At 53.3% G+C, this 21,469-nt stretch carries 19 protein-coding genes; 14 read left to right on the top strand and 5 right to left on the bottom strand.

The window, feature by feature from the left end; translation table 11 throughout:
• Window positions 1-234: 234 nt before the first annotated feature.
• Complete coding sequence (locus tag DOQ08_RS04330) at window positions 235-2,979, bottom strand: LuxR C-terminal-related transcriptional regulator (RefSeq protein ID WP_114333645.1); 2,745 nt, start codon at window positions 2,977-2,979, stop codon at window positions 235-237.
• 215 nt (window positions 2,980-3,194) lie between these two features.
• Between DOQ08_RS04330 and cysB the strand changes: the two genes are divergently transcribed.
• Window positions 3,195-4,172 (top strand): HTH-type transcriptional regulator CysB, encoded by a 978-nt coding sequence (gene cysB / locus DOQ08_RS04335; RefSeq protein WP_114333646.1) that lies wholly within the window; start codon window positions 3,195-3,197, stop codon window positions 4,170-4,172.
• A gap of 61 nt (window positions 4,173-4,233) precedes the next feature.
• On the opposite strand, the gene DOQ08_RS04340 is transcribed toward cysB, so the two are convergent.
• The gene (locus tag DOQ08_RS04340) at window positions 4,234-4,959 is read right to left on the bottom strand and encodes a phosphoadenylyl-sulfate reductase (RefSeq protein WP_114333647.1); all 726 of its coding nucleotides are present in this window, start codon (window positions 4,957-4,959) and stop codon (window positions 4,234-4,236) included.
• A 209-nt stretch (window positions 4,960-5,168) separates the two neighbouring features.
• Here DOQ08_RS04340 and thrH point away from each other — a divergent pair, with 209 nt between their 5' ends.
• Window positions 5,169-5,783 carry a bifunctional phosphoserine phosphatase/homoserine phosphotransferase ThrH gene (gene thrH, locus DOQ08_RS04345; protein WP_114333648.1) on the top strand — a complete coding sequence of 205 codons (615 nt, stop codon included), beginning with the start codon at window positions 5,169-5,171 and terminating at the stop codon, window positions 5,781-5,783.
• 42 nt (window positions 5,784-5,825) lie between these two features.
• On the opposite strand, the gene pabB is transcribed toward thrH, so the two are convergent.
• Complete coding sequence (gene pabB / locus DOQ08_RS04350) at window positions 5,826-6,992, bottom strand: aminodeoxychorismate synthase component I (protein ID WP_227537481.1); 1,167 nt, start codon at window positions 6,990-6,992, stop codon at window positions 5,826-5,828.
• Between the two features lie 373 nt (window positions 6,993-7,365).
• Here pabB and DOQ08_RS04355 point away from each other — a divergent pair, with 373 nt between their 5' ends.
• Both DOQ08_RS04355 and DOQ08_RS04360 read left to right on the top strand, forming a co-directional pair.
• A complete protein-coding gene (locus tag DOQ08_RS04355; protein WP_114333650.1) occupies window positions 7,366-7,953 on the top strand; it encodes a hypothetical protein in 588 nt (195 codons plus the stop codon).
• Window positions 7,954-8,138: 185 nt separating this feature from the next.
• Complete coding sequence (locus DOQ08_RS04360; protein ID WP_114333651.1) at window positions 8,139-9,104, top strand: DUF6160 family protein; 966 nt, start codon at window positions 8,139-8,141, stop codon at window positions 9,102-9,104.
• Window positions 9,105-9,237: 133 nt separating this feature from the next.
• On the opposite strand, the gene DOQ08_RS04365 is transcribed toward DOQ08_RS04360, so the two are convergent.
• Window positions 9,238-9,852 carry a hypothetical protein gene (locus DOQ08_RS04365; RefSeq protein WP_114333652.1) on the bottom strand — a complete coding sequence of 205 codons (615 nt, stop codon included), beginning with the start codon at window positions 9,850-9,852 and terminating at the stop codon, window positions 9,238-9,240.
• A gap of 308 nt (window positions 9,853-10,160) precedes the next feature.
• On the opposite strand from DOQ08_RS04365, the gene DOQ08_RS04370 reads away from it, so the two are divergent.
• From DOQ08_RS04370 to DOQ08_RS04415, 10 genes are all read left to right on the top strand, one after another.
• Window positions 10,161-11,114: a DUF58 domain-containing protein gene (locus DOQ08_RS04370; protein WP_227537482.1), complete on the top strand. Its 954-nt coding sequence runs from the start codon at window positions 10,161-10,163 to the stop codon at window positions 11,112-11,114.
• Window positions 11,111-13,198 (top strand): transglutaminase TgpA family protein, encoded by a 2,088-nt coding sequence (locus tag DOQ08_RS04375; protein ID WP_114333653.1) that lies wholly within the window; start codon window positions 11,111-11,113, stop codon window positions 13,196-13,198. The genes DOQ08_RS04370 and DOQ08_RS04375 overlap by 4 nt, the downstream gene beginning before the upstream one ends.
• Window positions 13,195-14,226: a DNA polymerase III subunit delta' gene (gene holB, locus DOQ08_RS04380; protein WP_114333654.1), complete on the top strand. Its 1,032-nt coding sequence runs from the start codon at window positions 13,195-13,197 to the stop codon at window positions 14,224-14,226. Before DOQ08_RS04375 ends, holB begins: the two co-directional genes overlap by 4 nt.
• A gap of 106 nt (window positions 14,227-14,332) precedes the next feature.
• Window positions 14,333-14,683 carry a PilZ domain-containing protein gene (locus DOQ08_RS04385; protein WP_114333655.1) on the top strand — a complete coding sequence of 117 codons (351 nt, stop codon included), beginning with the start codon at window positions 14,333-14,335 and terminating at the stop codon, window positions 14,681-14,683.
• 11 nt (window positions 14,684-14,694) lie between these two features.
• Window positions 14,695-15,615 carry an alpha/beta fold hydrolase gene (locus DOQ08_RS04390; protein ID WP_114333656.1) on the top strand — a complete coding sequence of 307 codons (921 nt, stop codon included), beginning with the start codon at window positions 14,695-14,697 and terminating at the stop codon, window positions 15,613-15,615.
• Window positions 15,608-16,522, top strand: a complete 915-nt coding sequence (locus DOQ08_RS04395) for a DUF4892 domain-containing protein (RefSeq protein ID WP_114333657.1) — start codon at window positions 15,608-15,610, stop codon at window positions 16,520-16,522. The genes DOQ08_RS04390 and DOQ08_RS04395 overlap by 8 nt, the downstream gene beginning before the upstream one ends.
• Before the next feature lie 2 nt (window positions 16,523-16,524).
• Window positions 16,525-17,745 (top strand): patatin-like phospholipase family protein, encoded by a 1,221-nt coding sequence (locus tag DOQ08_RS04400; RefSeq protein WP_114333658.1) that lies wholly within the window; start codon window positions 16,525-16,527, stop codon window positions 17,743-17,745.
• An 81-nt stretch (window positions 17,746-17,826) separates the two neighbouring features.
• On the top strand, window positions 17,827-18,732 hold the full coding sequence (prmB, locus tag DOQ08_RS04405; RefSeq protein WP_114333659.1) for a 50S ribosomal protein L3 N(5)-glutamine methyltransferase: 906 nt from the start codon (window positions 17,827-17,829) through the stop codon (window positions 18,730-18,732).
• A gap of 35 nt (window positions 18,733-18,767) precedes the next feature.
• A complete protein-coding gene (aroC, locus tag DOQ08_RS04410; protein ID WP_114333660.1) occupies window positions 18,768-19,862 on the top strand; it encodes a chorismate synthase in 1,095 nt (364 codons plus the stop codon).
• Window positions 19,863-19,880: 18 nt separating this feature from the next.
• On the top strand, window positions 19,881-21,020 hold the full coding sequence (locus DOQ08_RS04415; RefSeq protein ID WP_114333661.1) for an MFS transporter: 1,140 nt from the start codon (window positions 19,881-19,883) through the stop codon (window positions 21,018-21,020).
• 2 nt (window positions 21,021-21,022) lie between these two features.
• On the opposite strand, the gene DOQ08_RS04420 is transcribed toward DOQ08_RS04415, so the two are convergent.
• The gene (locus DOQ08_RS04420) at window positions 21,023-21,466 is read right to left on the bottom strand and encodes a hypothetical protein (protein WP_206074770.1); all 444 of its coding nucleotides are present in this window, start codon (window positions 21,464-21,466) and stop codon (window positions 21,023-21,025) included.
• Between the last annotated feature and the right edge of the window lie 3 nt (window positions 21,467-21,469).

The raw sequence follows: 21,469 nt of genomic DNA on the forward strand, positions 1-21,469 counted from the left end.
TCCTCCAAAAAAAAGAGCCAGCCCGAAAGGGGTGGCTCTTGTAGAAAGGGTTCTAAACGAACCCGGGCGTCCAAACAACGCGTAACAAGGAGACTGAAGGCCTGAGTTTCAGATCTCGTGTGAGGCGTTAACCTCACGATGGATTCATCATAGGGCGGAAGGGGGCGTAAAAGGATCGTCCTAAAGGCGTAGTAGGTAGGCTTAATTTCAGAAAAGTGTGACGCGAGTCACACTTTAGAGTGAGTCGTCCAGTAAGCCCAGCTCTCGTGCTTTGGCCAAAGCCTCGGTTCTGCGGCCCACACCCAGCTTGCTGTACAGGTTACGAATGTGTGCTTTCACAGTGGCGGGTGCTACTGCCATTGTCACGGCAATGTCCTTATTGGCCAAGCCTTGGTTAATCAGTTGAAGAACTTCTTGCTCTCGAAGGCTGAGTGGTTCTACAAGCGGTGAGCTTGCCGTTGAAGTCTTAATCTGTGTCTGACGCGCAGCGGGCGGAGTCATCTGGGTATGTTTATGGGTGTCGGTTTGCTGATTTTCAAGCATGGCCAGCAACTCCCGATTCCAGCGCCCCGGTGTTTTCAGTCGGGGTAAGTCGAACAATAAGCGCTTGAGTGTCTCGGATTCTTCAGCGAATAGCCGCATAAAACCGGCATCTTCTGCTTTGTGCAGAGCGCGTTCCAGCATCGCCATAGCTTCTTCTGATCGGCCTTCGTGTTGCAGGGCTTCCGCATAAACCAAGAGTATTTCGACCAAGTGCCGGTTGTGGGCATTGCGTTCGGCAATAGGGATCAGCGTTGATAGCGTGTCTTGGGCTTCGCGGTATTGTCCGCCGGAAATGAGGGTTCTAGCCAACGCGATCTGATTTTGTTCACGGTTCAGCGGATTATTCGCAGGTTGCCGGATGGCTGGCTCAATACAGCGCATGGCTTTCGCCTGATCTCCCATGGCCAGATAGCATCGGGCTAGCAGGGCAGAGACTGCCGGTGGCTCGAAAACAATATGTTCGCGGCGTTTGTTGCCAACAAACAACGCATCTTCAAGGGCTTCAATAGCCGTTTCCACGTTTCCTTCGCTAAACGCCAAGTGGCCGCGTACATATTGTATAACCACATGCTGGCCGGGCTCGGTACCGTTCTCGACATGCTCAAGCAGCGGAGCCAGATAGCTGGCCGCCAATTCGAGTTCGTTTCGTTCCCGGTATATTTCCGTCAGCGCCGAATTTTGCCAGCACGAAATCAGTCTCGGTTGGCTCGGGTCTGAGTAATGCTCATCCACCCATCGACGTATGCGTGTGGTGGTTTCAAGTGCCAGTTCGGTATCGCCACGATGGTATTGAATCCATGACAAAAGACCGCCGGACGAGAGTACCGTGCTGGGCTTGCGTTCCACTTGCCCAAAATGGACCGCGGCTTCTAAAGCTTCCTGTGCGTCGTTAAGCTCGCCTTTTCCGAAGTAATCCAGCCCTAACCCGTAATAGGTAACGGATTTCAGTGGAATCTGGTTGTTATCGATATCCTTCAACGCCTGACGAGTGAGGTTCGATGCGTTTTGTTCGTCGTTTCGGCTGCGGGCCAAATACGAACGTATCAGCGATAACTCTGCTTGGATCGCCAACGCGCCCTCTGCATCCGGGTGAGAATCGGCGACCTGGCGATCCAATAAATCTTCTACCTGACTCAGAACCGGCTCCAATCCGTCAACACGATTAGCAAAATAGAGCCCCCAGACCTTCAGCATCATCAGTTGTGGGTTCTCCTGCACCTCTTCGTCGGGCAGGTACCTGAGCCATTCCAGCACGGGTAAATGAAAGCCGCCGTGAATCAGGTTGTTGCCATGCTCCGCCAGAACGCGGGCTAATCGCTCGGTATCCTCATTGCTAACAATCTGGGCAATGGCCTCCTGCACATGACCGTGACTGAGCAGCCAGTTTACGGTGCGCCTTTGCAGCGCATCGGCTTTTTCACCATCGATAATGCGCGCGCGTTGTAATAGGGCTTCGCGAAACAAGTCGTGGTAACGGAACCACTCATTGCGATTATCCAGTGGGATGATGAAAAGATTCTGGGCGAGCAGAGACTCAAGCCTCTCGTCACTGTCAGTTCGCTCCAGAATGGTATTGCAAAGGGAGGCACAAAGCCTGGGGCAGCAGGCTGTGTCCAACAAAAAATCTGTAAGTTCATCGGACAGCTGTTCAAGCACCTCCGTTAACACGTAGTCACTGATCAGCTTGCCTTCAACTGCGATAGGCGTGGTAAGTGTGCTTTGCCCCTGAGGCTCTTGTCTTGCTTTACCGGATAGAGCGGATAGCTGCATCGCAGCTACCCAGCCTTCCGTGCGCCGGCAAATGGCACGGATTTCCGGTTCCGTCAGGTCCATCGCCATGGTATCGCGGAAGAACGAAAGGCATTCTTCTTCGGAGAACGCCAGCAAGCTGGGATAAATGTCCTGGACCTGTCGGCGGACGCGCCAACGGGCCAGTGGTAGAGGTGGTTCGGTACGAGACGCAAGGGTTACCAGCATGCCGGGTGGCAGGTAATCAATAAACCATGCGAGTTGACGATGAATGTCGCTATTAGAAATGGCGTGGTAGTCATCCAGTATTAAGGACCAAGGTTTGTCTTCAGTCGCCAGTGTGTTAATCAGGCAAGTGATGACGGCCGTGAGGTCGTCCCCGGACGCTTGTGACAGCTGTTTTTTTGCCTCTTCCAACCCCATCAGACCGGCGTGTTCAAAAGCGCCAATCAGGTATTGCCAAAACTGCCTGGGTTGGTCGTCATGGGTGTCCAGTGATAACCAGGCTGTTGGCGAGGTGTTTTGCGCGCACCACTGGCTAGCGAGCGTAGATTTGCCGAAGCCTGCGGGGGCTACAACCAAATTTAGCCGCTTATTGCCGGAGCGCTCAAGAAGAGCGTTCAAGCGCTCTCTGGAAACCGCTCGACGATCGGGGGATGGCCTTAGAAACTTGGTGTTTAGCAGCATGGTTCAGCACAATTCTAAATAACTTCGATAAGCGATTGTGTGCTATGTAGTGCTCAAGTCAAGAGTAAAACGGATGCAACTCACTGGCCGGGCGGTGAAAGCGGGGAATTAAGCTACACTGAAGATGTAGATCTATGTATATCCAAAAAGAATGAAAATTCCTATTTATATGCGTATTATTCGGTAAAAGGTCTTATCGGGGAGCGACGGATTTAATGAAATTACAACAGCTGCGTTATATCTGGGAAGTTGCACACCACGATTTGAATGTGTCGGCCACTGCCCAGAGCCTCTTTACCTCCCAGCCCGGGATTTCAAAGCAGATCCGTTTGCTGGAAGACGAGCTGGGGCTGGAAGTTTTCGCTCGAAGCGGAAAGCATTTGACGCGTATCACGCCGGGCGGTGAAATCATTATCCGCGAAGCGGGCGAAATTTTACGGCGCGCGGAAGGCATCAAAAAGATTGCCCAAGAGTTCAGCAATCAGCGCAAGGGCGACCTGAGTATTGCTACCACTCACACGCAGGCCCGTTACGCGCTGCCGCCGGTCATTCAGGGATTCATTGAAGAGTATCCCGACGTATCGTTGCACATGCATCAAGGTACCCCGATGCAGATTTCGGAAATGGCTGCGAACGGTGCTGTCGATTTCGCCATCGCTACTGAAGGTATGGAATTATTTAACGACCTGCTGATGATGCCGTGCTATCGCTGGAACCGTTGCGTTGTGGTGCCCAAAGACCATCCGTTAGCACAAGGGCAAGATCTGACCTTGGAAGAACTCGCGGAATACCAGCTGGTGACCTATGTGTTCGGCTTTACCGGACGTTCCAAGCTGGATGAAGCGTTCCAGTCGAAGGGGCTGACACCAAAAGTAGTGTTCACCGCTGCCGATGCCGATGTGATCAAAACCTACGTAAGGCTTGGTTTAGGGGTAGGGATCATTGCCAGCATGGCCTATGACCCGAAAGTGGATACCGATCTTGTAGCGCTGGATGGCAGCAAACTGTTCCGCCCGTCCGTCACTCGTCTGGGCTTCCGAAAAGGGACCTTCTTGCGCGGTTATATGTACGATTTCATGAACCGGTTTGCACCGCACCTGACCAAAGAGATGGTTGATCGTGTGGTGGCGCACCAGGGCAGTCGTACCGAGATTGCAGCACTGTTTGAAGATATTGAATTGCCCACGTACTGATCAAGCTCGAAATAAAAAGCCCGTCTGAGGAAGCGCAGGCGGGCTTTTTTATGGGCTAGGGTTAGCCGGATTTACCAATCAGGTTACCGGCGTGAAGCCCGCATTCTTTATGGGTGGCTTCTTCCCACCACCAACGACCCTCACGTTCGTGCTGGCCCGGCAACACAGGGCGGGTGCAGGGCTGACAACCAATGCTGATGAAACCTTTTTCGTGCAGCGCGTTGTAAGGGGCTTCCGACATCCGGATGTAGTCCCACACTTCCTTGGAAGTCCAGTTCGCCAAAGGGTTGAACTTCACCAGAGGCTTGTCGTCTGTCGAAAAGGCGCCATCAACCTGCACCACGGGTACATCGTTGCGGGTGCCAGGGCTTTGGTCGCGGCGCTGGCCGGTAATCCAGGCGTCGACGGTGGCCAGTTTCTTCCGCAACGGTGCGACTTTGCGGATGCCGCAGCACTCGGAGTGACCGTCTTCGTAGAAGCTGAACATGCCTTTTTTGCTGACGAGATTCTGTACGGCCTCAGCCTCGGGAAACAAGACCTCAATCTCGATACCGTAATGCTGGCGGACTTTCTCGATGAACTCGTAAGTCTCGGGGTGTAGGCGGCCAGTATCCAGCGTGAAGACTTTCAGGTTGTCGGTCAGCTTGTGGGCCATTTCGATGAGCACCACATCTTCAGCACCGCTGAAGGAAATCGCGATGTTGCCGTAACGTGCCAAGGCTGCTTTTAGAATCGCACGCGGGCTTTGTCCGTCCAGTTCCGTGCGCAGGGAATCGATATCAGTCATGTTGCTCCAGCATTGCTAGTCCAGAATTCCTCAAGGCTACAACAAACACGTCATAACCTGAAGGAATGACAATCTATATGTTTATGCATTGTCGGCAGGAGAGCTGGCCCAATACACGATGCATTTGTGCCCCTTTTTTCATATGATACCCGCACGAAAGATGAGCACCGTTTGTGCTCTCTCAACAATTAATGAATCAGGAGACCGTCGTGGAACTCGCATGTCTTGACCTTGAGGGCGTATTGATCCCGGAAATCTGGATCGCATTTGCAGAAAAAACCGGTATTGAGGAGCTCAAGGCAACTACCCGGGATATCCCTGATTACGATGTGCTGATGAAGCAGCGCCTGCGTATTCTGGACGAGCACGGATACGGTTTGCCGGCCATTCAGGAAGTGATCGGCACGCTGGACCCGCTTCCCGGAGCCCGTGAGTTTCTGGATTGGTTGCGCGAGCGTTTCCAGGTGGTGATCCTATCGGACACCTTCTACGAATTTGCCATGCCGCTGATGAAGAAGCTGGGTTACCCCGCGCTGCTGTGCCATAAGCTGGAAGTGGCCGAGGATGGCCAGATCACCAACTACTTGTTGCGCCAGCGTGACCCTAAGCGCCAGTCGGTTCGTGCTTTCCAGCTGTTGAACTACCGCGTGATTGCAGCCGGAGATTCCTACAACGACACCACCATGCTGGGGCAGGCCGAGGCCGGTATTCTGTTCCACGCGCCGCAGAACGTGATTGAAGAATTTCCGCAATTCCCGGCGGTACAAACCTTTGAGGATCTGAAGCAAGAGTTCCTGAAGGCAAGCGCCGTACACAGCGCCTGATTGCTTAAACGGCTGACCTGTACCGCCAGAAGGTGGTGCAGGTCAGAGTTTTAGATCCTCCAGGAACTTCATCAGGGGCTGAACTTTCGTCAGCGTTTCCTGATACTCCGCTTCCGGTTCCGAATCTGCGACGATTCCACCGCCTCCCCAGCACCGAATGGTGCCATGTTCCACGCCAGTTTCGTCTGTGTGTTCGTTTTCACAGAGTAGGGTGCGAATAGCGATGTTGCTGTCGAGCTTGCCGTCCAACCCGTAATAAAACACCGAGCCGCAATAAGGCCCACGCCAATGGGGTTCGAGTTCACGAATGATTTCCATCGCTCGAATTTTGGGGGCACCGGTAATTGAGCCGCCGGGAAAAGCGTCGAACAGTGCCTGCAACGGTGACACGCCGTCTTTCAGTTCAGCCCTGATATGGCTGACCAAATGGTGCACGTTTTCGTAGCTCTCCAACGCAAACAGTTCGTCAACTTTTACGGAACCGGGTTGGGCATTCACGCTGAGATCGTTCCGGAGCAAATCGACAATCATCAGGTTCTCGGCGCGATCTTTGTCTGAAGCGAGTAGTTCCTGTGCCAGTGCCGCATCTTCTTCGGGAGTGGTTCCGCGGGGGCGGGTGCCTTTTATGGGGCTGGTTTTTACTGTGCGATCTTTAATTTCCAGAAAACGCTCGGGGGAAATAGACAGCACGGAACCGGTCGGAATTTTCAGGAATGCGCTGTAAGGCGTGGGGTTGGCTTCAGCTAATTTCTGAAAAGCGAACCACGGGCTCCCGCTGTAATGGGCTGTGAACTCTTGTGAGAGGTTCGCCTGGTAGCAATCTCCGGCGCCGATGTAGCGGAGGACTTTAGAGGCGCTCGCTTTGAAATCCGGAGCTATTTGCGTAGCTGCAAAACCCGACGGTATTTTCCAGCTTTCGAGTCGGGTAGGAGCCTCGTTGTCTAGCAAGGAGTTGATAAGAGTTCGAGTCTTGCTCGGGCTCTCGGGATGGAACCATAAATGGTAGGTGTCTGATTCGATGTTATGGCTGGCCGCCCACAAATAAAGACCAGCGTATAAAAGTGGTGTCGATGACATTTGGTTTTCGCAGGCAAGGCGTTTTTCCCTTGCGTATCCGAATTCATAACTGAGCAAGCCTATCCAGCCGCCTGTCAGCATCTTCTCTGTGTCACCAGTGGGCATACTGAACCGGCGAATCATACTTTCCATCTTTGACGCCAGCGAATCTGTTTCGAGCAGATTAGTATTGGGTTCGAGGCATACCGTTTCCACCGCGAGGGCTGTGAACCCCCTAAATGAACCGCGGTTGTGGCCTGAACCTGTACTGCCCAAATAGACGAAATCTTCTAGCTCGGCCGCCCAAGCAAGTAAACGTTCGTATTTTTTGCGATCGATCTGGGTGGAGGCGGAAAGCGGCAAATTAGCTCCAGTTAATTAGAAGAATGATACTTAGGCCACAAAACCGGCATTGTCGGTTCAGGAAGGCCACTGGTCTAATAAAAAAGGGAAGAAAGCCAAAGCGGCATTCTAACTCAATTTGGATCGCTGCTCCTCCTGCAGATAACGTGTAAGGATTCTAATAATGATAAGAGAAATGAAAACTCTGCTTTTGTTAATGCTAACGGTTGTTCTTGTAACTGTGCCGGTGACGTTTACACAAGCTGAGGAAGAGTTGCCAATACCTGACCGCAATGCATTGTCCGACGGAAAACTGACGGAAGAAGAGATCAAACAATATGCAACGCTTGCTGCGGTACATGTTCAAAAACTGACAACAGTCGCGCGGGAAGAAGTGGGTGCGGAACTAGAGCAAAGCGGCATAGTTATCCCGTCAGCGTGGATGATGATGAATGACGGTGAGGTGAAAAGGGTCAAGCTTGGGGAAACCGGAGACAAGGCCTCAGCAACGATTAAGGTGTTGATGTATCGGGCGGCGCTGAAGTCGCTGGCACGCCACGGGAAAATTTTAGGAACGGCAATCGTCTACGCGGGTAATCTGGACGGCGAGGATGATATCCGCGTTTTGGCGGTGGAGCATGAACATCGTCTTGGAATTTCGGGGTTGCAGATTGTTCCATACCGCTTCCAGCAAGGTGAGCTGAGTTTTGGTGATGCCCAATCGCAGAAAAAACCTTATGAACTGTTTTACGACGGTGCTACAGAAAGTTGAGATGTTTTGGGGAAATGTGGGGCAGGCGCCTTTTGTAAGTTTTCGTAGCTTTGATGTGAGGAAGTGTGAGTACAGTCACGGAATCGGACTGTAAAACAATCTTAAATGAACTCGTGGGGTCATCGATCTCGCATCAAAAAATACAAGCTCAGATAAAAACAACGAAGAGTTTTAAGGAGAATAATATGAAAGGCCTGAAAAAAATTGCTCTGGTAACAGCTATTGCTGCGGCGCCCTTTGCTGCCAATGCTGAGCTGCAAGCGATGAACGACATGGCGATGGGTAACGTTACGGGTCAAGCCGGTGTCACCATTGAATTGGAAACCCAGGTAAGCATCGGTCAGTTCAAGTACACCGACACGAATGGCGGTGGCACCAATGAAATCGGTGGTGGTTCATTCACTGTCAACAACATCGATCTTGGCGGTGCTGGCCTTATCACTGGTGCGGCTCCAATTTTTGACACCAATGGTGACGGCACGCCTGATCTTGCAGCGACTCAGTTGCTAGACGATCTGTCAATCGACATCGACATTGCTGCAGATGGTGATGCGGTAATCTCCGTTCACACGATCAGCGGCCTGCCGATTGATTTCGGCTTGACTGCTGACAGCATGATGCTGGAAGGCACCGATAGCACTACATTGGTTTCTGGCCTGAAAGCTTGGGGTATGCTGGCTAAGCTGGATATCCGTGTTGACACTGAAGATGCAGCGACCAACTTGGGTGGTACTGGTGACGGTTCTCTGAACATTGATACCGCTTTCACTGTGAACAACATGGAATTTGATGTTCCGTTCCTGGCTTTGGGTATCAAGGGTATGTCCATCACGGGTGCGGGCAATAACTTCGACTACAACGGTGATGGCACTGTTGATACGCCCGACGTTGAGCTTGGCCTAGACCCAACTAACCCAGAGCAGGCTAAGAAGTTGGGTGTTGCTACCAAGTTCGCTCAAGTTAACTTGGATGTATATAAAGGCAATGGCTTTGGCGCCTCTACTGCGACCGACGCCCTTCGCATCGACATCAATGACATCGTTATGGATGTTAACGTAGGTCAAGTGCTGATCGGCGGAACCAATATTGGTACCGTTGCTTTGGACAACCTGCATGTGCAGAACACCCGTTTGGCAGTATACGGTCACTAATCTGACCTGATCGCTTAATTGGTGAAGAAATGCCCCGCCTCGCGGGGCGTTTTTTATGCCCGAAATAAAAGCATGAAAACAAAAACGGCAACCTTCAAGTTGCCGTTTTGCGTGTAGGGCTATATCAAAACGATCAGCGATCCGGCACCGCAATCGATAAATCAAATCCACCACCTGGCCGGGGTGTCAGTGTAACCGGCCCCTCATTAATCCCGTGGGGCACCTGTATCTGGTTTAGCCCCGGTGGGTTGCCAATGCTGAAGTTCAGATTCTTCCCGTCAAAGCCAAGCCCTAGCTGATCGTTCATGAAGGTTTGCGTGAACGGCTCGTCCGGTATTTCGGGCTGCTGGCCAAATATCAGAGGAAGTGTTCGTGGTGTAAAATCCGCTGGTGGTTGCGCGCTTGCCAGTTCGTTGATGGGAAGCAGCAGTGCCTTGCGCACAAACTCTTCTTCTGCATCGGTGAGCGCATCTTTTCGGCCATCTTCAATATACCTCTGCAACGCTTCCCTATAGGCCTCTTCTTCCGCTTCGGTGATGACCGGCTCACCTGGGGAAATGGTCAGGGCGCGGATAATCTTTTGGCGGTCGGCTTCGGATTTTTGCTGATTTCTGGGCACTACGATGACAGCGGAGTCTTCAACGTAGGTATCAACCATCTCGTCAGAGCTCATGGTTTGTACGCCGGCCCAAGCGGGGCTGGCCAAAGTTGCTGCAATGGTTGCTGCAAGCAGTGATGGGCGAGTCATAAGTTGTGCCTCATGCGTTACCGTGTCTGTTCAGAGCCGCCGCTGAGAATGCAATGTTCAGCCAATACGCTCCCTTACCGGAGTATTCTGGTTGTCAGACACTTTTTCAATCAGAAAGTGCCCTAGGTGTGATCAGAACCCACAGTTAACCAGTATAGTTGTGTCTGAGGTGCCCAATTGTGGTTTGATGTGCACCGAACTCGATGAGTGTTAATAGCATATAGGGCTTGGAGGGCATCTTGAGGCAAGGTTTGATACACCAATGGAGGGGCTGGATAAATCGCCGGATTCCCCGTTCAGATCATCAAGTGTTCAGCCAAAAGAACCTCTTCATTTTACCCACCGGGGCAGGGGTGGTATTTGGCATCCTGCTGCTGATCATGCTGATTACCGGTATTAACTACCAAAACAGCCTTATTTACCTGATGACCTTCGTGCTGGGCACTGTCTTTATTGGCGCTATGCACCAAACCCATCGCAATTTGTCGGGGCTGTCTCTGTCAATCACGCGGACCGGAGAAGGCGTAGCCGGCGATGACATTCCTTTTTATCTACGATTGACTGCCGGCAAGGATCAGGCCGTTGCGATTCAGGTGTCCGTGGAAGATTCGGTGATTGAGCAGCTTCACATTCCAGCCGGCTCAACCAAAGACGTGGTGTTGCCTGTTCCGTCTGCCCATCGCGGGTATGTGCGTCCGGATCGCATTCGTATCGAAACCCGATTTCCTTTTGGATTGTTAAAGGCCTGGTCTTGGCTGCGGCCTTCATCGGCCGCTCTTGCCTATCCGCGCCCTTTAGTTGCGCCCGACGCGGGAAGTCTGGTTGATGATGGCAGTGAAGCGGCAGCTGCAAAGCCGGTGGTTGGGCAGGACAACGCTGACCTACGCCCCTTCAGGGAGGGGGATTTGAGCCAACGTGTGATGTGGAAACGCTTCGCCCGTTCCGGTCAGATGGTGGTCGCGGATTGGCAAGGTGAGCAGGGTAGTCCGCATTGGCTGGACTTTAATGCCTTCCCTGGTGCCGATACGGAACTTCGATTGAGTTATCTGGCTTGGTTGGTGGCGGATCGGGTACAGCAAGGCGCTCGCTTTGGGCTTAACCTGCCGGGTGAAATCATTGAACCGGATTCAGGTTATGCGCATGGTGACCGTTGCATGCGAGCGCTTGCCGCTTGGGGCGAAAAGCCGCCCAGAGATCAGGATGCCTTGCCCTTCGGAACACGAAAATCTTTGGATGCCAGTTATAAGGGGGCCGCGGAATGAGCCTGTTGAGTCATTTCAACCTGGGCCAGGCTGACAATGCCGATAGTGCGATACCGGCAATTCCTTCTGGCGCTTTGCTTTGGTTGATTGGGGCCTTTGCTCTGTTGCTGGCACCGCAGTGGGACCGTTTGCCGTGGTGGTTGATTGGCGCTTGTGCGGTCTTGGCCGTGTGGCGTTGGCTGGCTCAACAAGGCAAATTCAGGCTGCCCGGGCGATGGTTGAAAACCGGTGTCATGTTAGTACTGGTTGCAGTGTATGTAGCCACAGTGCAAGGCCGGTTTACGGTTGATACGGCTGCGTCGTTTTTTGTGCTGGCGGTCGGTTTGAAATGGCTCGAAACCCGCACAGCCCGGGATTTCTATGTCCTGTTTTTTATCTTGGTCTATCTCGCGGCGGTAAATTTCCTGTTTCAGCAAAACATTGTATGGGCGTTGCTTACCTTTGCTGCCATAGGGTGCCTGCTGGTAGGGCTTCAAATTTTGAATGCGCCGGCGTTGCCGGGTAATTTTCGCGCCGGCTGGAGGCGGTTAGGCCTGTTGTTGCTTAAAACTCTGCCCATTGTGGTGCTCCTTTTCGTGTTTTTCCCGCGAATGGCGCCTTTGTGGAGTGTGCCTCTGGTATCAGGGCAGGCGCGAAGCGGTATTTCGGACTCCATGCGGCCCGGTGATATTTCCAATCTTGCCCAGAGTAGCGAAAGGGCTTTTCGAGTGACATTTGGCGGTTCCAATCCGGATTATAGGGACCGCTATTGGCGAGGTTTGATACTCGATTATCTGGATGGTGAAACCTGGCGCCAACGGGATGAGGAACCGTTCCGCCGGTTGGGGCGGGTAGTTACTGATGCTGGGGCAGGCCCGCTCGCCGAGAACGAATACGACGTATTGATGGAACCAACGGATCAGCGTTGGGCATTTACCCTGGAGAATTCAGTCGCGGCCTCCAGCAACGTCTTTCCAGCGGGTGAGGATTTATTTCGCTTCGACCGGCCTGCAGACAGCCCGATACGTTACCGCATGGGGTTGGCTTCGGCACCGGTGTCTAACGCAACGGAGCTCAGCCCGGTTCAACGGAACCGTTATCTGCAGTTGCCACGCAGTGGCAATCCTAGGGCCCGGGCGCTGGCGGAAGATATGGCCGCTGAGCTGGAACCTGCAGAATTGGTCAACGAGCTCATGCGCAGGTTCCGTGAACAAGCTTACTACTACACGCTTCGCCCCCCGACCATGCCCGAGGACGGGGTAGACGCATTGCTATTCGATAACAAGCGTGGTTTTTGTGCCCATTATGCCGGGGCTTCAACCTTTTTGTTCAGAGCCGCAGGTATACCGGCACGGATCGTTGTAGGTTATCAAGGCGGTGATCCGGGTGCGGGCGGTGAGTATCTGATCGTGCGCCAATACGACGCACACGCGTGGGTAGAAGTGTGGTTAGAAGGCCGTGGCTGGGTGAGAGTCGATCCCACGGCCGCCATTGCGCCGAGCCGAATAGAATCCGGGCTCAGAGAAGCGGTAGAGGAAGAAGGCTCGTTTCTTGAAAATGATTTCACATCGCTTCAGCGTTATCAGGGTTTCGCGGCACTCCAATGGGTGGGGCTTCAGTTGGATCGGATTAATTACCAGTGGCAACGCTGGGTAGTCGGATACCAAGGTCAGAGCCAGTTAGATCTTATGTCTCGTTTACCGGGCGGAATGGGATTGAAGGAGCTGGGTTACATCACGGCCGGGATTGTTGGTTTGGCCCTATTGATTGCCGGAATCGTTTCAGGAGTGAGTCTGAAGAGCGGTGAGCGGCGTGACGGATTCGGAAGAGCCATGGAGAGCTGGCGGCGTATCTGCCAGCAAGCCGGGGTCCCGGTGCGCAGTGGCGAGACCCCGATGGTCCAGGCCGAACGTTTGGCTCTTGCGCGGCCAGCCGTAGCAGAATCGGCAAGGACTTTTGCCCGAGCGGTGAACAGCCATTACTATAGGCAGGAGCCGTTATCGCAGGGCGGTGAAGACCTGCAGCGGCTCAAGCGATTATTAAAAGCCATCAAACGTCAGCTTCGGCATGATGGCCAACGACGTTCCACAGGCCCGGATAAATGACGGACATAGCACAGGAAATGCCTTGGCTCGCTGATCATTGGCGAAGCGTTCAGCAGCGTATGACCCAAGGGCGCCTGCCTCACGCGCTGTTGGTGGGTGGTGAACGAGGTGTTGGCAAACAGGCGTGGGCGCAAGCCGTTGGCGCGCTCCTGCTGTGTGAAGCACCGAGCGGGATGGCAACAGGTTTACCCTTGGCGTGCGGGCACTGCAAACAGTGTGAGTTGCTGGCGGCAGGGACTCATCCCGATTTGCGGGTCTACGCCCCTGAAAAATCACGGATGATCAAAGTTGATCAGATCCGTGCGTTGACCTCGTTTGCGGTGTCTTCGGCACAGGTCGCTCAACATAAGGTCGCCATCATAGACCGGGCGGACCAACTAAACATTAATGCCGCCAACGCGTTGCTGAAAACCCTGGAAGAGCCGCAGCCGGATGTAACTTTGCTGTTGTTGCAAGAGAGCGGGCGGCCGATATTGCCGACGATCCGGTCGCGCTGTCAGGCGCTTGCGCTGTCGCTTCCTACCGCCGAGCAGGCGAGCCAATGGTTGGCAACCAAGGTGGCGAGTCTCGATGACGATACCCGGCCGTCGGATCGGGATCTGGCGCGCAGCTTGTTGCTTTCCGGCAACGCGCCTCGATTGGCGTTTGAATATGCCACCGGAGAATTTTTATCCCTTCGGGATGCTGCGTTTGAAGCCTTCCGCCAATTCATGAAGGGGCAGGTTGGCGTAGGTGAAGCTGCAAAGAAATTCAAAGCTTTGGGCGTTGATGACGCACTTTGGCTGTTTGAAAATTGGGCAGCAGATCTTGCGAGGTGCTGTGCCGGCGGGGAAGTGTCTGACCCCGAAACCGCCGATATGTTTGGCTACCTTGCCCGAAGCAATCCGGCTTGGCGTGCCCATGAGTTGTTGGATAAAGTAAAAGAAAGCCGCAGTGCTGCGGTATACAACGCCAGTCCCGAACTGGAGGCCAGTCAGCTGTTGATCGCTTGGCGATCGTTGATGCCGGTGCGGCGCAAGGCAAGTTGAGCTTTGTTTAAGATCAGCTGCTATGATTGTGAAATATCGGGAAATTCTTGGCGAAAAATAGCATAAAATAACGTCACGAAACTTTTAGCATTCAAAGGTGTTTGATATGGGCCCCGGATTCGGAGCACGCAGCGGTATACTGACCCTGACCATTAAAGATAAGGCGGTTCTTTACGCTGCCTACATGCCGTACATCCGACAAGGTGGTTTGTTCATTCCCACCCAAAAGCAATATCAGTTGGGGGATGAAGTCTTTCTGTTGCTCAACCTGATGGACGAGCCAGAAAAAATTCCAGTCGCTGGTAAAGTGGTGTGGATTACTCCAAAGGGTGCTCAGGGCAACCGGGCTGCGGGTATTGGTGTTCAGTTTAATGGTGATGATGAAACCGCGCGCACTAAAATCGAGTCATACCTTGCTGGCTCTTTGAGTTCGGATCGCCCCACGCACACGATGTAGGATCTCTCTAAATGAACGATGCCGTGGCAGCTGGCAGCAGGCTTGCGAATCCGGCCGGTTGCCGGGAGGCGCTCTGGCCCCTTCAGAATATCGCATTGGCCGGGCTTACCTGGCCGGCGAAAACCCCTTCAAATGGTCACCCTCCCGTCATTATGGTGCATGGCTGGCTGGATAATGCCATGACCTTCGCCCGTTTGGCCCCTGAAGTTTCCGAGTTGGCGGATGTTTATGGCATCGATATGGCCGGGCATGGCCATTCCAATCATCGGCCACCCGGGTATGGCTACTGGTTAACGGACTATGTTGCCGATCTTTCTGAATTGATTGATGTTCATTTTACTAAGAACGGCGAACAACCGCTGGATTTGGTCGGCCATTCCTTGGGCGGTATTGTTTGTGCACTTTACGCCGCCGCTTTTCCGGAACGGGTTAGGCGGTTGGTGATGATAGACAGTATTGGAGCATTAAGTCGCCCGGCGAAAGAGACCATCCCGCAGTTGCGTCGAGCTTTGCAGAAAAAGCGAAGTGGTTCTGCGCCACCGGCGGTGTATTCCTCTATCGAGAACGCCGCAAAGATTCGGGAGGGCGGTCTCAGCCCGTTAAGCACGGAAGCGGCTGCCACTCTGGTGCCTCGCAATATGCGGGAGCATCCAGACGGATTTGTCTGGCGAACGGATGCGCGTTTGCGGCATCCAACCGCTCTTATGATGACCGAAGAGCAGGTGCACGCCTCGTTGTCGGTACTCACGGTTCCTACTTTGTTTGTGCGGGCTCAGGAAGGGCTGCTGGCCGGCCGAAAGGGATTGGATAAACGGATCGAATTAATTCCCGATTTAACCATTGTGGAAGTGCCCGGCGGGCATCATTGTCATCTGGACGGTGATACAGCTCCGGTGGCTTCTGCTATAAAAAGGTTCCTTTTTGATGCGTGAATCTGTGCGGTTTCGTTTTTTGCAAAGTCTGGTCGCTGCTGTCCTGTTCGGGATTTCTTTAACCGCGGGAGCCGAATCGTTTCGGGATGCGCCGGAAGCCTTCCCCCAATCTCGGCTTCAGTTAACCAAACCCATTGAGTCTTCTGGCCATCTGGTGCTGTTTAGTCCAATCCGGGAAGTACGCAATGAAATTCGCTCCAAAGTATTGGCCCGTTTGCCCGTAAACGGGGAGGGGCTGTTGTACGAAGTTAACCGTGATGCCAGTCGTCAAGACGCAAGAAATCACTACTTGGAACGTCTGCAGGCGCGTGGCGCCCAGTTGCTTTTCGAATGCTCGGGTATTGACTGCGGGCGAAGCAACGTATGGGCGAATCAGGTATTCGAGCAGGCCAAGTTATTGGGTCGGGATACCGAGCAAGACTACTTTGTGGTTGCCGTATTAGACGAGCAAGGGCGCCAATGGCTGACTTCGGTGTATACCGTCACTCGTGGCAATTTGCGGGAGTATGTGTGGGTCGAGCATTTGAATGTTACGGATGGTGCCGCCATACCAGGGTTTAAAGCGGGCAATGGTCGGGTTCAAGGTCCGGTCATTGTGCCTTGGCAAGGTGGTCTGACATACCGATTCGAGTTTACGGCCGGCGACAGGCGGCAGTTGTTGGCCTGGAGCGAGCACGCGAAAGCGGAAGTGATTTTGGTGGCCTTTTCAGAGCTCGCCAATGGTGAAGGTTTCGAGGACGCCGTTGATCGTTCCAAACAAGCCGGTGACTCCTTTGCGGAGTTGCTGGGTAAAATTGGTGTGTCCCGCAGCAAGATACAAGTGTTGCCGGTTGGGCCTGCTGTGCAGCCGATTACTCCGGACCGTTCAGGCAACCGAATTGAAGTTGTTGTTATCAAGAGGCCGTAGTTATGGCAGAAAAGGACAAGCCGGGATCGGATAGTGGTTCTGACGGCAAGGAACCGGTGCGCGACGCAGTGAGCGCCGTTGTTGAAAGTTCAGATGTATCGCCTCCATCGCCTGGCCGCAGGCAGACCGGAAACGGAAAGACTGTTGCTTTGACGCTCGGCAGCGGCGGTGCCCGGGGCTACGCCCATATCGGTGCGATCGAGGTACTGCACGAACGTGGTTACAAGATCATTGCAATCTCCGGCTGTTCAATGGGGGCGCTGGTCGGCGGGATGTATGCTGCCGGCAAGCTGCAGGAATACAAAGACTGGGTAACCGGGCTAGGGCAGTTCGATGTGCTCAAACTGCTTGATGTGACGTTTACGTCTATCGGAGCTATTCGCGGCGAGAAAGTTTTTTCGGTGGTGCGGGATATTCTGGGTGACACTCGTATTGAAGACTTGCCGATGTCTTATACCGCCGTTGCGACCGATTTGCTCGCCCACAAAGAAATCTGGTTCCAGGAAGGCCCGTTGGATCAAGCGATACGCGCTTCCATCGCGATTCCGAGCGTGGTCACTCCTTTGGTGCTCAACGGTCGCGTGTTGGTGGATGGGGCTTTGCTGAATCCGCTTCCGATTATTCCCACCATCTCAGCCCATGCGGATATCGTAATGGCGGTAAACCTCAGCGGCGAAGATGATAAGCAGCGGCGCGTGCCCGATGCAGCGTTTTCATCAGAAGCCGATGACGGTAGCGATATTGAAGAATGGGTTGGGGCGATACGGGATAAAGCGTCCCGTTGGTTTGACTGGGATACGATTAAGTCCCTTACCACCCGAAGCTCGAGCAGCGATGAAACGGCTGAAGATAAGATTAGTCGGGAAATCGCGAAAAAAACCGCTCAAGAGAACAGAAAGCTCGAACAGAAAGCCAAAGAAGAAGAGCGCATTCAGAGTAAGGCGAAGCAAAAAGATGAGCATCCCACGATTGATTGGGACAAACTGGGTATTGGTAAGTTTGATGTAATGAACCTGACGATCGAAACCATGCAAAGCGCCTTGGTTCAGTACAAAATCGCCGGTTATCCGCCTGATCTGCTGGTGAATATTCCCAAGAACGCCAGTCGAAGTTACGACTACCATAAAGCTCCAGAATTGATTCGGCTGGGGCGAGAGCGAATGATAGCGGCATTGGATCGATTTGAGGACAGCCACAGTAGCTCGGGCCCGCTGGCGCTTTAAGCACCGCGGGTGCTGCAGATGTTTGGCTAATCAGCGTATAATGCGGCGCTAAATAACCCCCCCGATCAGGAATGTTTTTTTGTGACTAGTCCCGTAGATGATCTGCACACCATCCGAGATTTGTTGCGCTATGCCGCTTCACGTTTCGCTGCGTCGCCGCTCTATTTCGGCCATGGAACCGATAACGTGTGGGATGAAGCTGTGCAATTGGTGCTTCGTAGTGTTCATCTGCCTTTGGAAAACAACAACATTTTCCTGGATGCACGGCTAACCCGTTCGGAAAGGGACTTGATCCTGAATCGTATTGATCGCCGTATTAATGAGCGTGTGCCGATCGCCTATCTGTTAGGCGAGGGCTGGTTTATGGGGATGCCGTTCAACGTTGATGAGCGAGTTCTGGTTCCACGATCACCTTTGGGCGAGCTGCTTGAAAACGGTTTGCAGCCTTGGTTGGGTGACACCTACGTTCAACGAGTGCTGGATTTGTGTACGGGCAGCGGCTGCATCGGTATCGGCGCAGCGACCGTGTTTGACGAAGCAGAAGTCACGCTGTCTGATATATCGGAAGACGCGCTGGAAGTAGCGGAATCGAATATTGAACTACACGGTCTGCAGGGCCGTGTGCAAGCGGTTCGCTCGGATGTGTTCGCAAACATTGAAGGTCGCTACGATGTCATTCTAAGCAACCCGCCTTATGTCGATGCCGAAGATATGGCAGACATGCCTGACGAGTACCGGCATGAGCCAGAGCTTGGGTTGGCTGCCGGGGAAGACGGGTTGGATATTGCGCACCGTATCATCGAAGGTGCTGCTGACCATTTGACGGAAGATGGCCTGTTGATTGTCGAAGTGGGCAACTCTTGGGGAGCCATGGACGACGCATATCCGGATTTGCCGCTGACCTGGCTTGAATTCGAAAGCGGTGGCGATGGCGTTTTCCTCCTTACCGCTCGTGATCTTCGCGAATGGCAGGCAAAAAGATCTTAAAGCTTTTTTATAAAACTTACATAAAGTGCTGAAATATGTCGGGAAATACTTTCGGAAAGCTGTTTACGGTCACCACCTTCGGTGAAAGCCACGGCGCTGCTTTAGGCTGCATCATTGATGGTTGTCCACCGGGCCTGGAACTGTCTGAAGCGGATATGCAGGCGGATCTTGATCGCCGCAAACCGGGCACTTCTCGCCATACCACGCAGCGCCGGGAAGCGGACGAGGTTCGCATTCTTTCAGGTGTGTTTGAGGGTAAAACCACTGGTACGCCAATCGGGTTGATTATTGAGAACACCGATCAGCGCTCCAAAGATTACTCCAAAATTTCCGAGCAGTTTCGGCCTGCCCACGCTGATTACACCTATCATCACAAGTACGGCAATCGGGACTATCGTGGTGGTGGCCGCTCTTCAGCCCGTGAAACAGCGATGCGGGTCGCGGCCGGCGCGGTTGCCCGTAAGTTTCTGGAGCAGCGTCTGGGGATTCGTATCCGCGGGTATTTGTCTCAGCTAGGTCCGATCAAAGTTGACAAGCTGGATTGGGAACAGGTCCATCAGAACCCGTTCTTTTGCCCGGATGCTGACAAAGTGTCGGAAATGGAAGCGTACATGGATGCTCTTCGAAAAGAAGGGGATTCAATCGGTGCTCGTATCAATGTTGTGGCTGAAGGTGTACCGCCGGGGCTTGGCGAGCCGGTGTTTGATCGATTGGATGCCGATCTGGCTCACGCATTGATGAGCATTAATGCAGTTAAAGGCGTCGAGATTGGTGCAGGTTTCGGGTGCATCGAACAAAAAGGCACAGAACACCGTGATGAGCTAACACCAGAAGGCTTCCTGTCAAACGAAGCTGGTGGAGTTCTTGGAGGAATTTCCTCGGGGCAGCCGATTCTTGCCAGTATTGCATTGAAGCCAACTTCAAGTTTGCGTTTGCCCGGGCGGAGTATCGACGTGCATGGCAACCCTGTTGAGGTGATTACAACCGGTCGTCACGATCCTTGTGTTGGCATTCGGGCGACGCCCATTGCGGAAGCCATGATGGCGATCGTTTTGTTGGATCACTATCTGCGTCATCGAGCTCAAAATGGCGATGTCGAAGTCTCCACTCCGGTTATCGGCCAGCTCTGATCATAAGGAGGTGACACCATCTACTGGCGGCTGTCTAACCTCTACTTCTGGTTCTTTGCCCTCTTAGGGGGGCTTCTGCCTTACTGGTCCCTCTATCTGGAGGGACAAGGTTTTTCCTATCTGCAAATCGCCACACTCATGGCGACCATCCAGCTAACCAAAATAGTGGCACCCAGTCTTTGGGGTTGGCTTGGAGATCGCACCGGGCAGCGTGTGCGCCTGGTTCGCTTTGGTGCGATCACTGGCTCTTTGTTCTTCGCTGGCGTATTTCTTGAACCCGGTTTTTACGGCCTGCTTTTGGTGATGCTGGTGTTCACCTTCTTCTGGAACGCCATTCTTCCGCTTTATGAAGTTATCACCCTGCGCGTGTTGGGGGCTCACAAAGACAAGTACGGCAAGGTTCGTCTTTGGGGTTCGGTGGGGTTTATCGGAGCGGTGGCTTTGGTGGGTGCGATGTTGGAATGGTTACCCATCCAGTACTTGCCTTGGTTGCTCTTGCCGGTTTTTGCAGGCATCGCGGTGTCAGCATTTTTAGTGCCGTCGGAACGCGGTGAGCGGAAGATCGAGGCCCCGAAAGGCAGTCTTAAATCAATTGTGACCCATCCGGCGGTATTGACGTTCTTTCTGATGAACTTCTTACTTCAGGTGTCACACGGAGCTTATTACACATTCTTCAGTATCCACCTGGAGCAGCATGGGTACGGCAAACTTTCGATTGGCTTGTTGTGGTCGCTCGGTGTGATTGCGGAAATTGTCCTGTTCATGGTCATGCATCGGCTGCTAAGAACATTGTCGGTGCGTCAGATTGTTCTTGGTGCATTGGTTTTGACCATGATTCGTTGGGCGTTGATTGCCGAGCTTACTTCGCTGGTACCGGTGCTGGTTTTTGCTCAGCTGCTTCACGCAGTCTCCTACGGCGTGCTGCATGCCGTTTCAGTGCAATACATTCAGGGTTATTTCGGGGAGCATCATCACGGGCAGGGCCAGGCGCTGTATAGCGGCCTGACGTTCGGCGCGGGTGGGGCGCTGGGTGCTTGGTTGTCAGGGTTTCTGGTGGATGGCTACAGCACGTCTGCGGCCTTTTGGGGTGGTTCAGCAGCGATGGTGGTAGCGATAGTGGTGACTTGGCGGGGGCTACGCCCGCCGCCAAGCGGGTAACTCTATGGTTCCGGGTTATCTTCGTCGTCTTCGATCATCAGGGATAAGCCGCTTCCGCTTGGTGTCGAGGGCTTGTTCCCTTGGCCGTCGGCGGTTGAGCCGTCCTGACCATTAAGTTTGATTTTAAGCCGCAGGTTGTTTGCCGAGTCTGCGTTTTTCAAGGCCTCTTCTTCCGTAATTTTTCCATCCTTCCAAAGATTGAGTAGCGCCAAGTCAAAGGTTTGCATGCCGAGGTTTGCGGATTTTTCCATGGCTGCTTTAATGTTCTCAAACTCGCCACGCAGGATGAGATCGCTGATGGTGGGAGTGCCTAGAAGGATTTCGATAGCTGCACAGCGTTTCTTGTCAACGGTCGGGATAAGCCTTTGCGACACGAAGACCCGGAGGTTCATTGCCAGGTTCATCTCCAGCTCTTGCTCGAACTCGACGCGCTGTTCTTCATCCATGAT

The organism is Marinobacter litoralis (assembly GCF_003336705.1).
GTDB lineage: Bacteria > Pseudomonadota > Gammaproteobacteria > Pseudomonadales > Oleiphilaceae > Marinobacter > Marinobacter litoralis.

Bases quoted from the DNA above. Each gene is read 5' to 3' on its own strand.
- DOQ08_RS04355 (WP_114333650.1), top strand. From the start codon at position 7,366: ATGATAAGAGAAATGAAAACTCTGCTTTTGTTAATGCTAACGGTTGTT.
- pabB (WP_227537481.1), bottom strand. From the start codon at position 6,992: ATGGAAAGTATGATTCGCCGGTTCAGTATGCCCACTGGTGACACAGAG.
- DOQ08_RS04390 (WP_114333656.1), top strand. From the start codon at position 14,695: ATGAACGATGCCGTGGCAGCTGGCAGCAGGCTTGCGAATCCGGCCGGT.
- cysB (WP_114333646.1), top strand. From the start codon at position 3,195: ATGAAATTACAACAGCTGCGTTATATCTGGGAAGTTGCACACCACGAT.
- DOQ08_RS04360 (WP_114333651.1), top strand. From the start codon at position 8,139: ATGAAAGGCCTGAAAAAAATTGCTCTGGTAACAGCTATTGCTGCGGCG.
- DOQ08_RS04385 (WP_114333655.1), top strand. From the start codon at position 14,333: ATGGGCCCCGGATTCGGAGCACGCAGCGGTATACTGACCCTGACCATT.
- DOQ08_RS04340 (WP_114333647.1), bottom strand. From the start codon at position 4,959: ATGACTGATATCGATTCCCTGCGCACGGAACTGGACGGACAAAGCCCG.
- DOQ08_RS04365 (WP_114333652.1), bottom strand. From the start codon at position 9,852: ATGACTCGCCCATCACTGCTTGCAGCAACCATTGCAGCAACTTTGGCC.
- DOQ08_RS04330 (WP_114333645.1), bottom strand. From the start codon at position 2,979: ATGCTGCTAAACACCAAGTTTCTAAGGCCATCCCCCGATCGTCGAGCG.
- DOQ08_RS04400 (WP_114333658.1), top strand. From the start codon at position 16,525: ATGGCAGAAAAGGACAAGCCGGGATCGGATAGTGGTTCTGACGGCAAG.
- DOQ08_RS04375 (WP_114333653.1), top strand. From the start codon at position 11,111: ATGAGCCTGTTGAGTCATTTCAACCTGGGCCAGGCTGACAATGCCGAT.
- aroC (WP_114333660.1), top strand. From the start codon at position 18,768: ATGTCGGGAAATACTTTCGGAAAGCTGTTTACGGTCACCACCTTCGGT.
- DOQ08_RS04420 (WP_206074770.1), bottom strand. From the start codon at position 21,466: ATGGATGAAGAACAGCGCGTCGAGTTCGAGCAAGAGCTGGAGATGAAC.
- holB (WP_114333654.1), top strand. From the start codon at position 13,195: ATGACGGACATAGCACAGGAAATGCCTTGGCTCGCTGATCATTGGCGA.
- DOQ08_RS04395 (WP_114333657.1), top strand. From the start codon at position 15,608: ATGCGTGAATCTGTGCGGTTTCGTTTTTTGCAAAGTCTGGTCGCTGCT.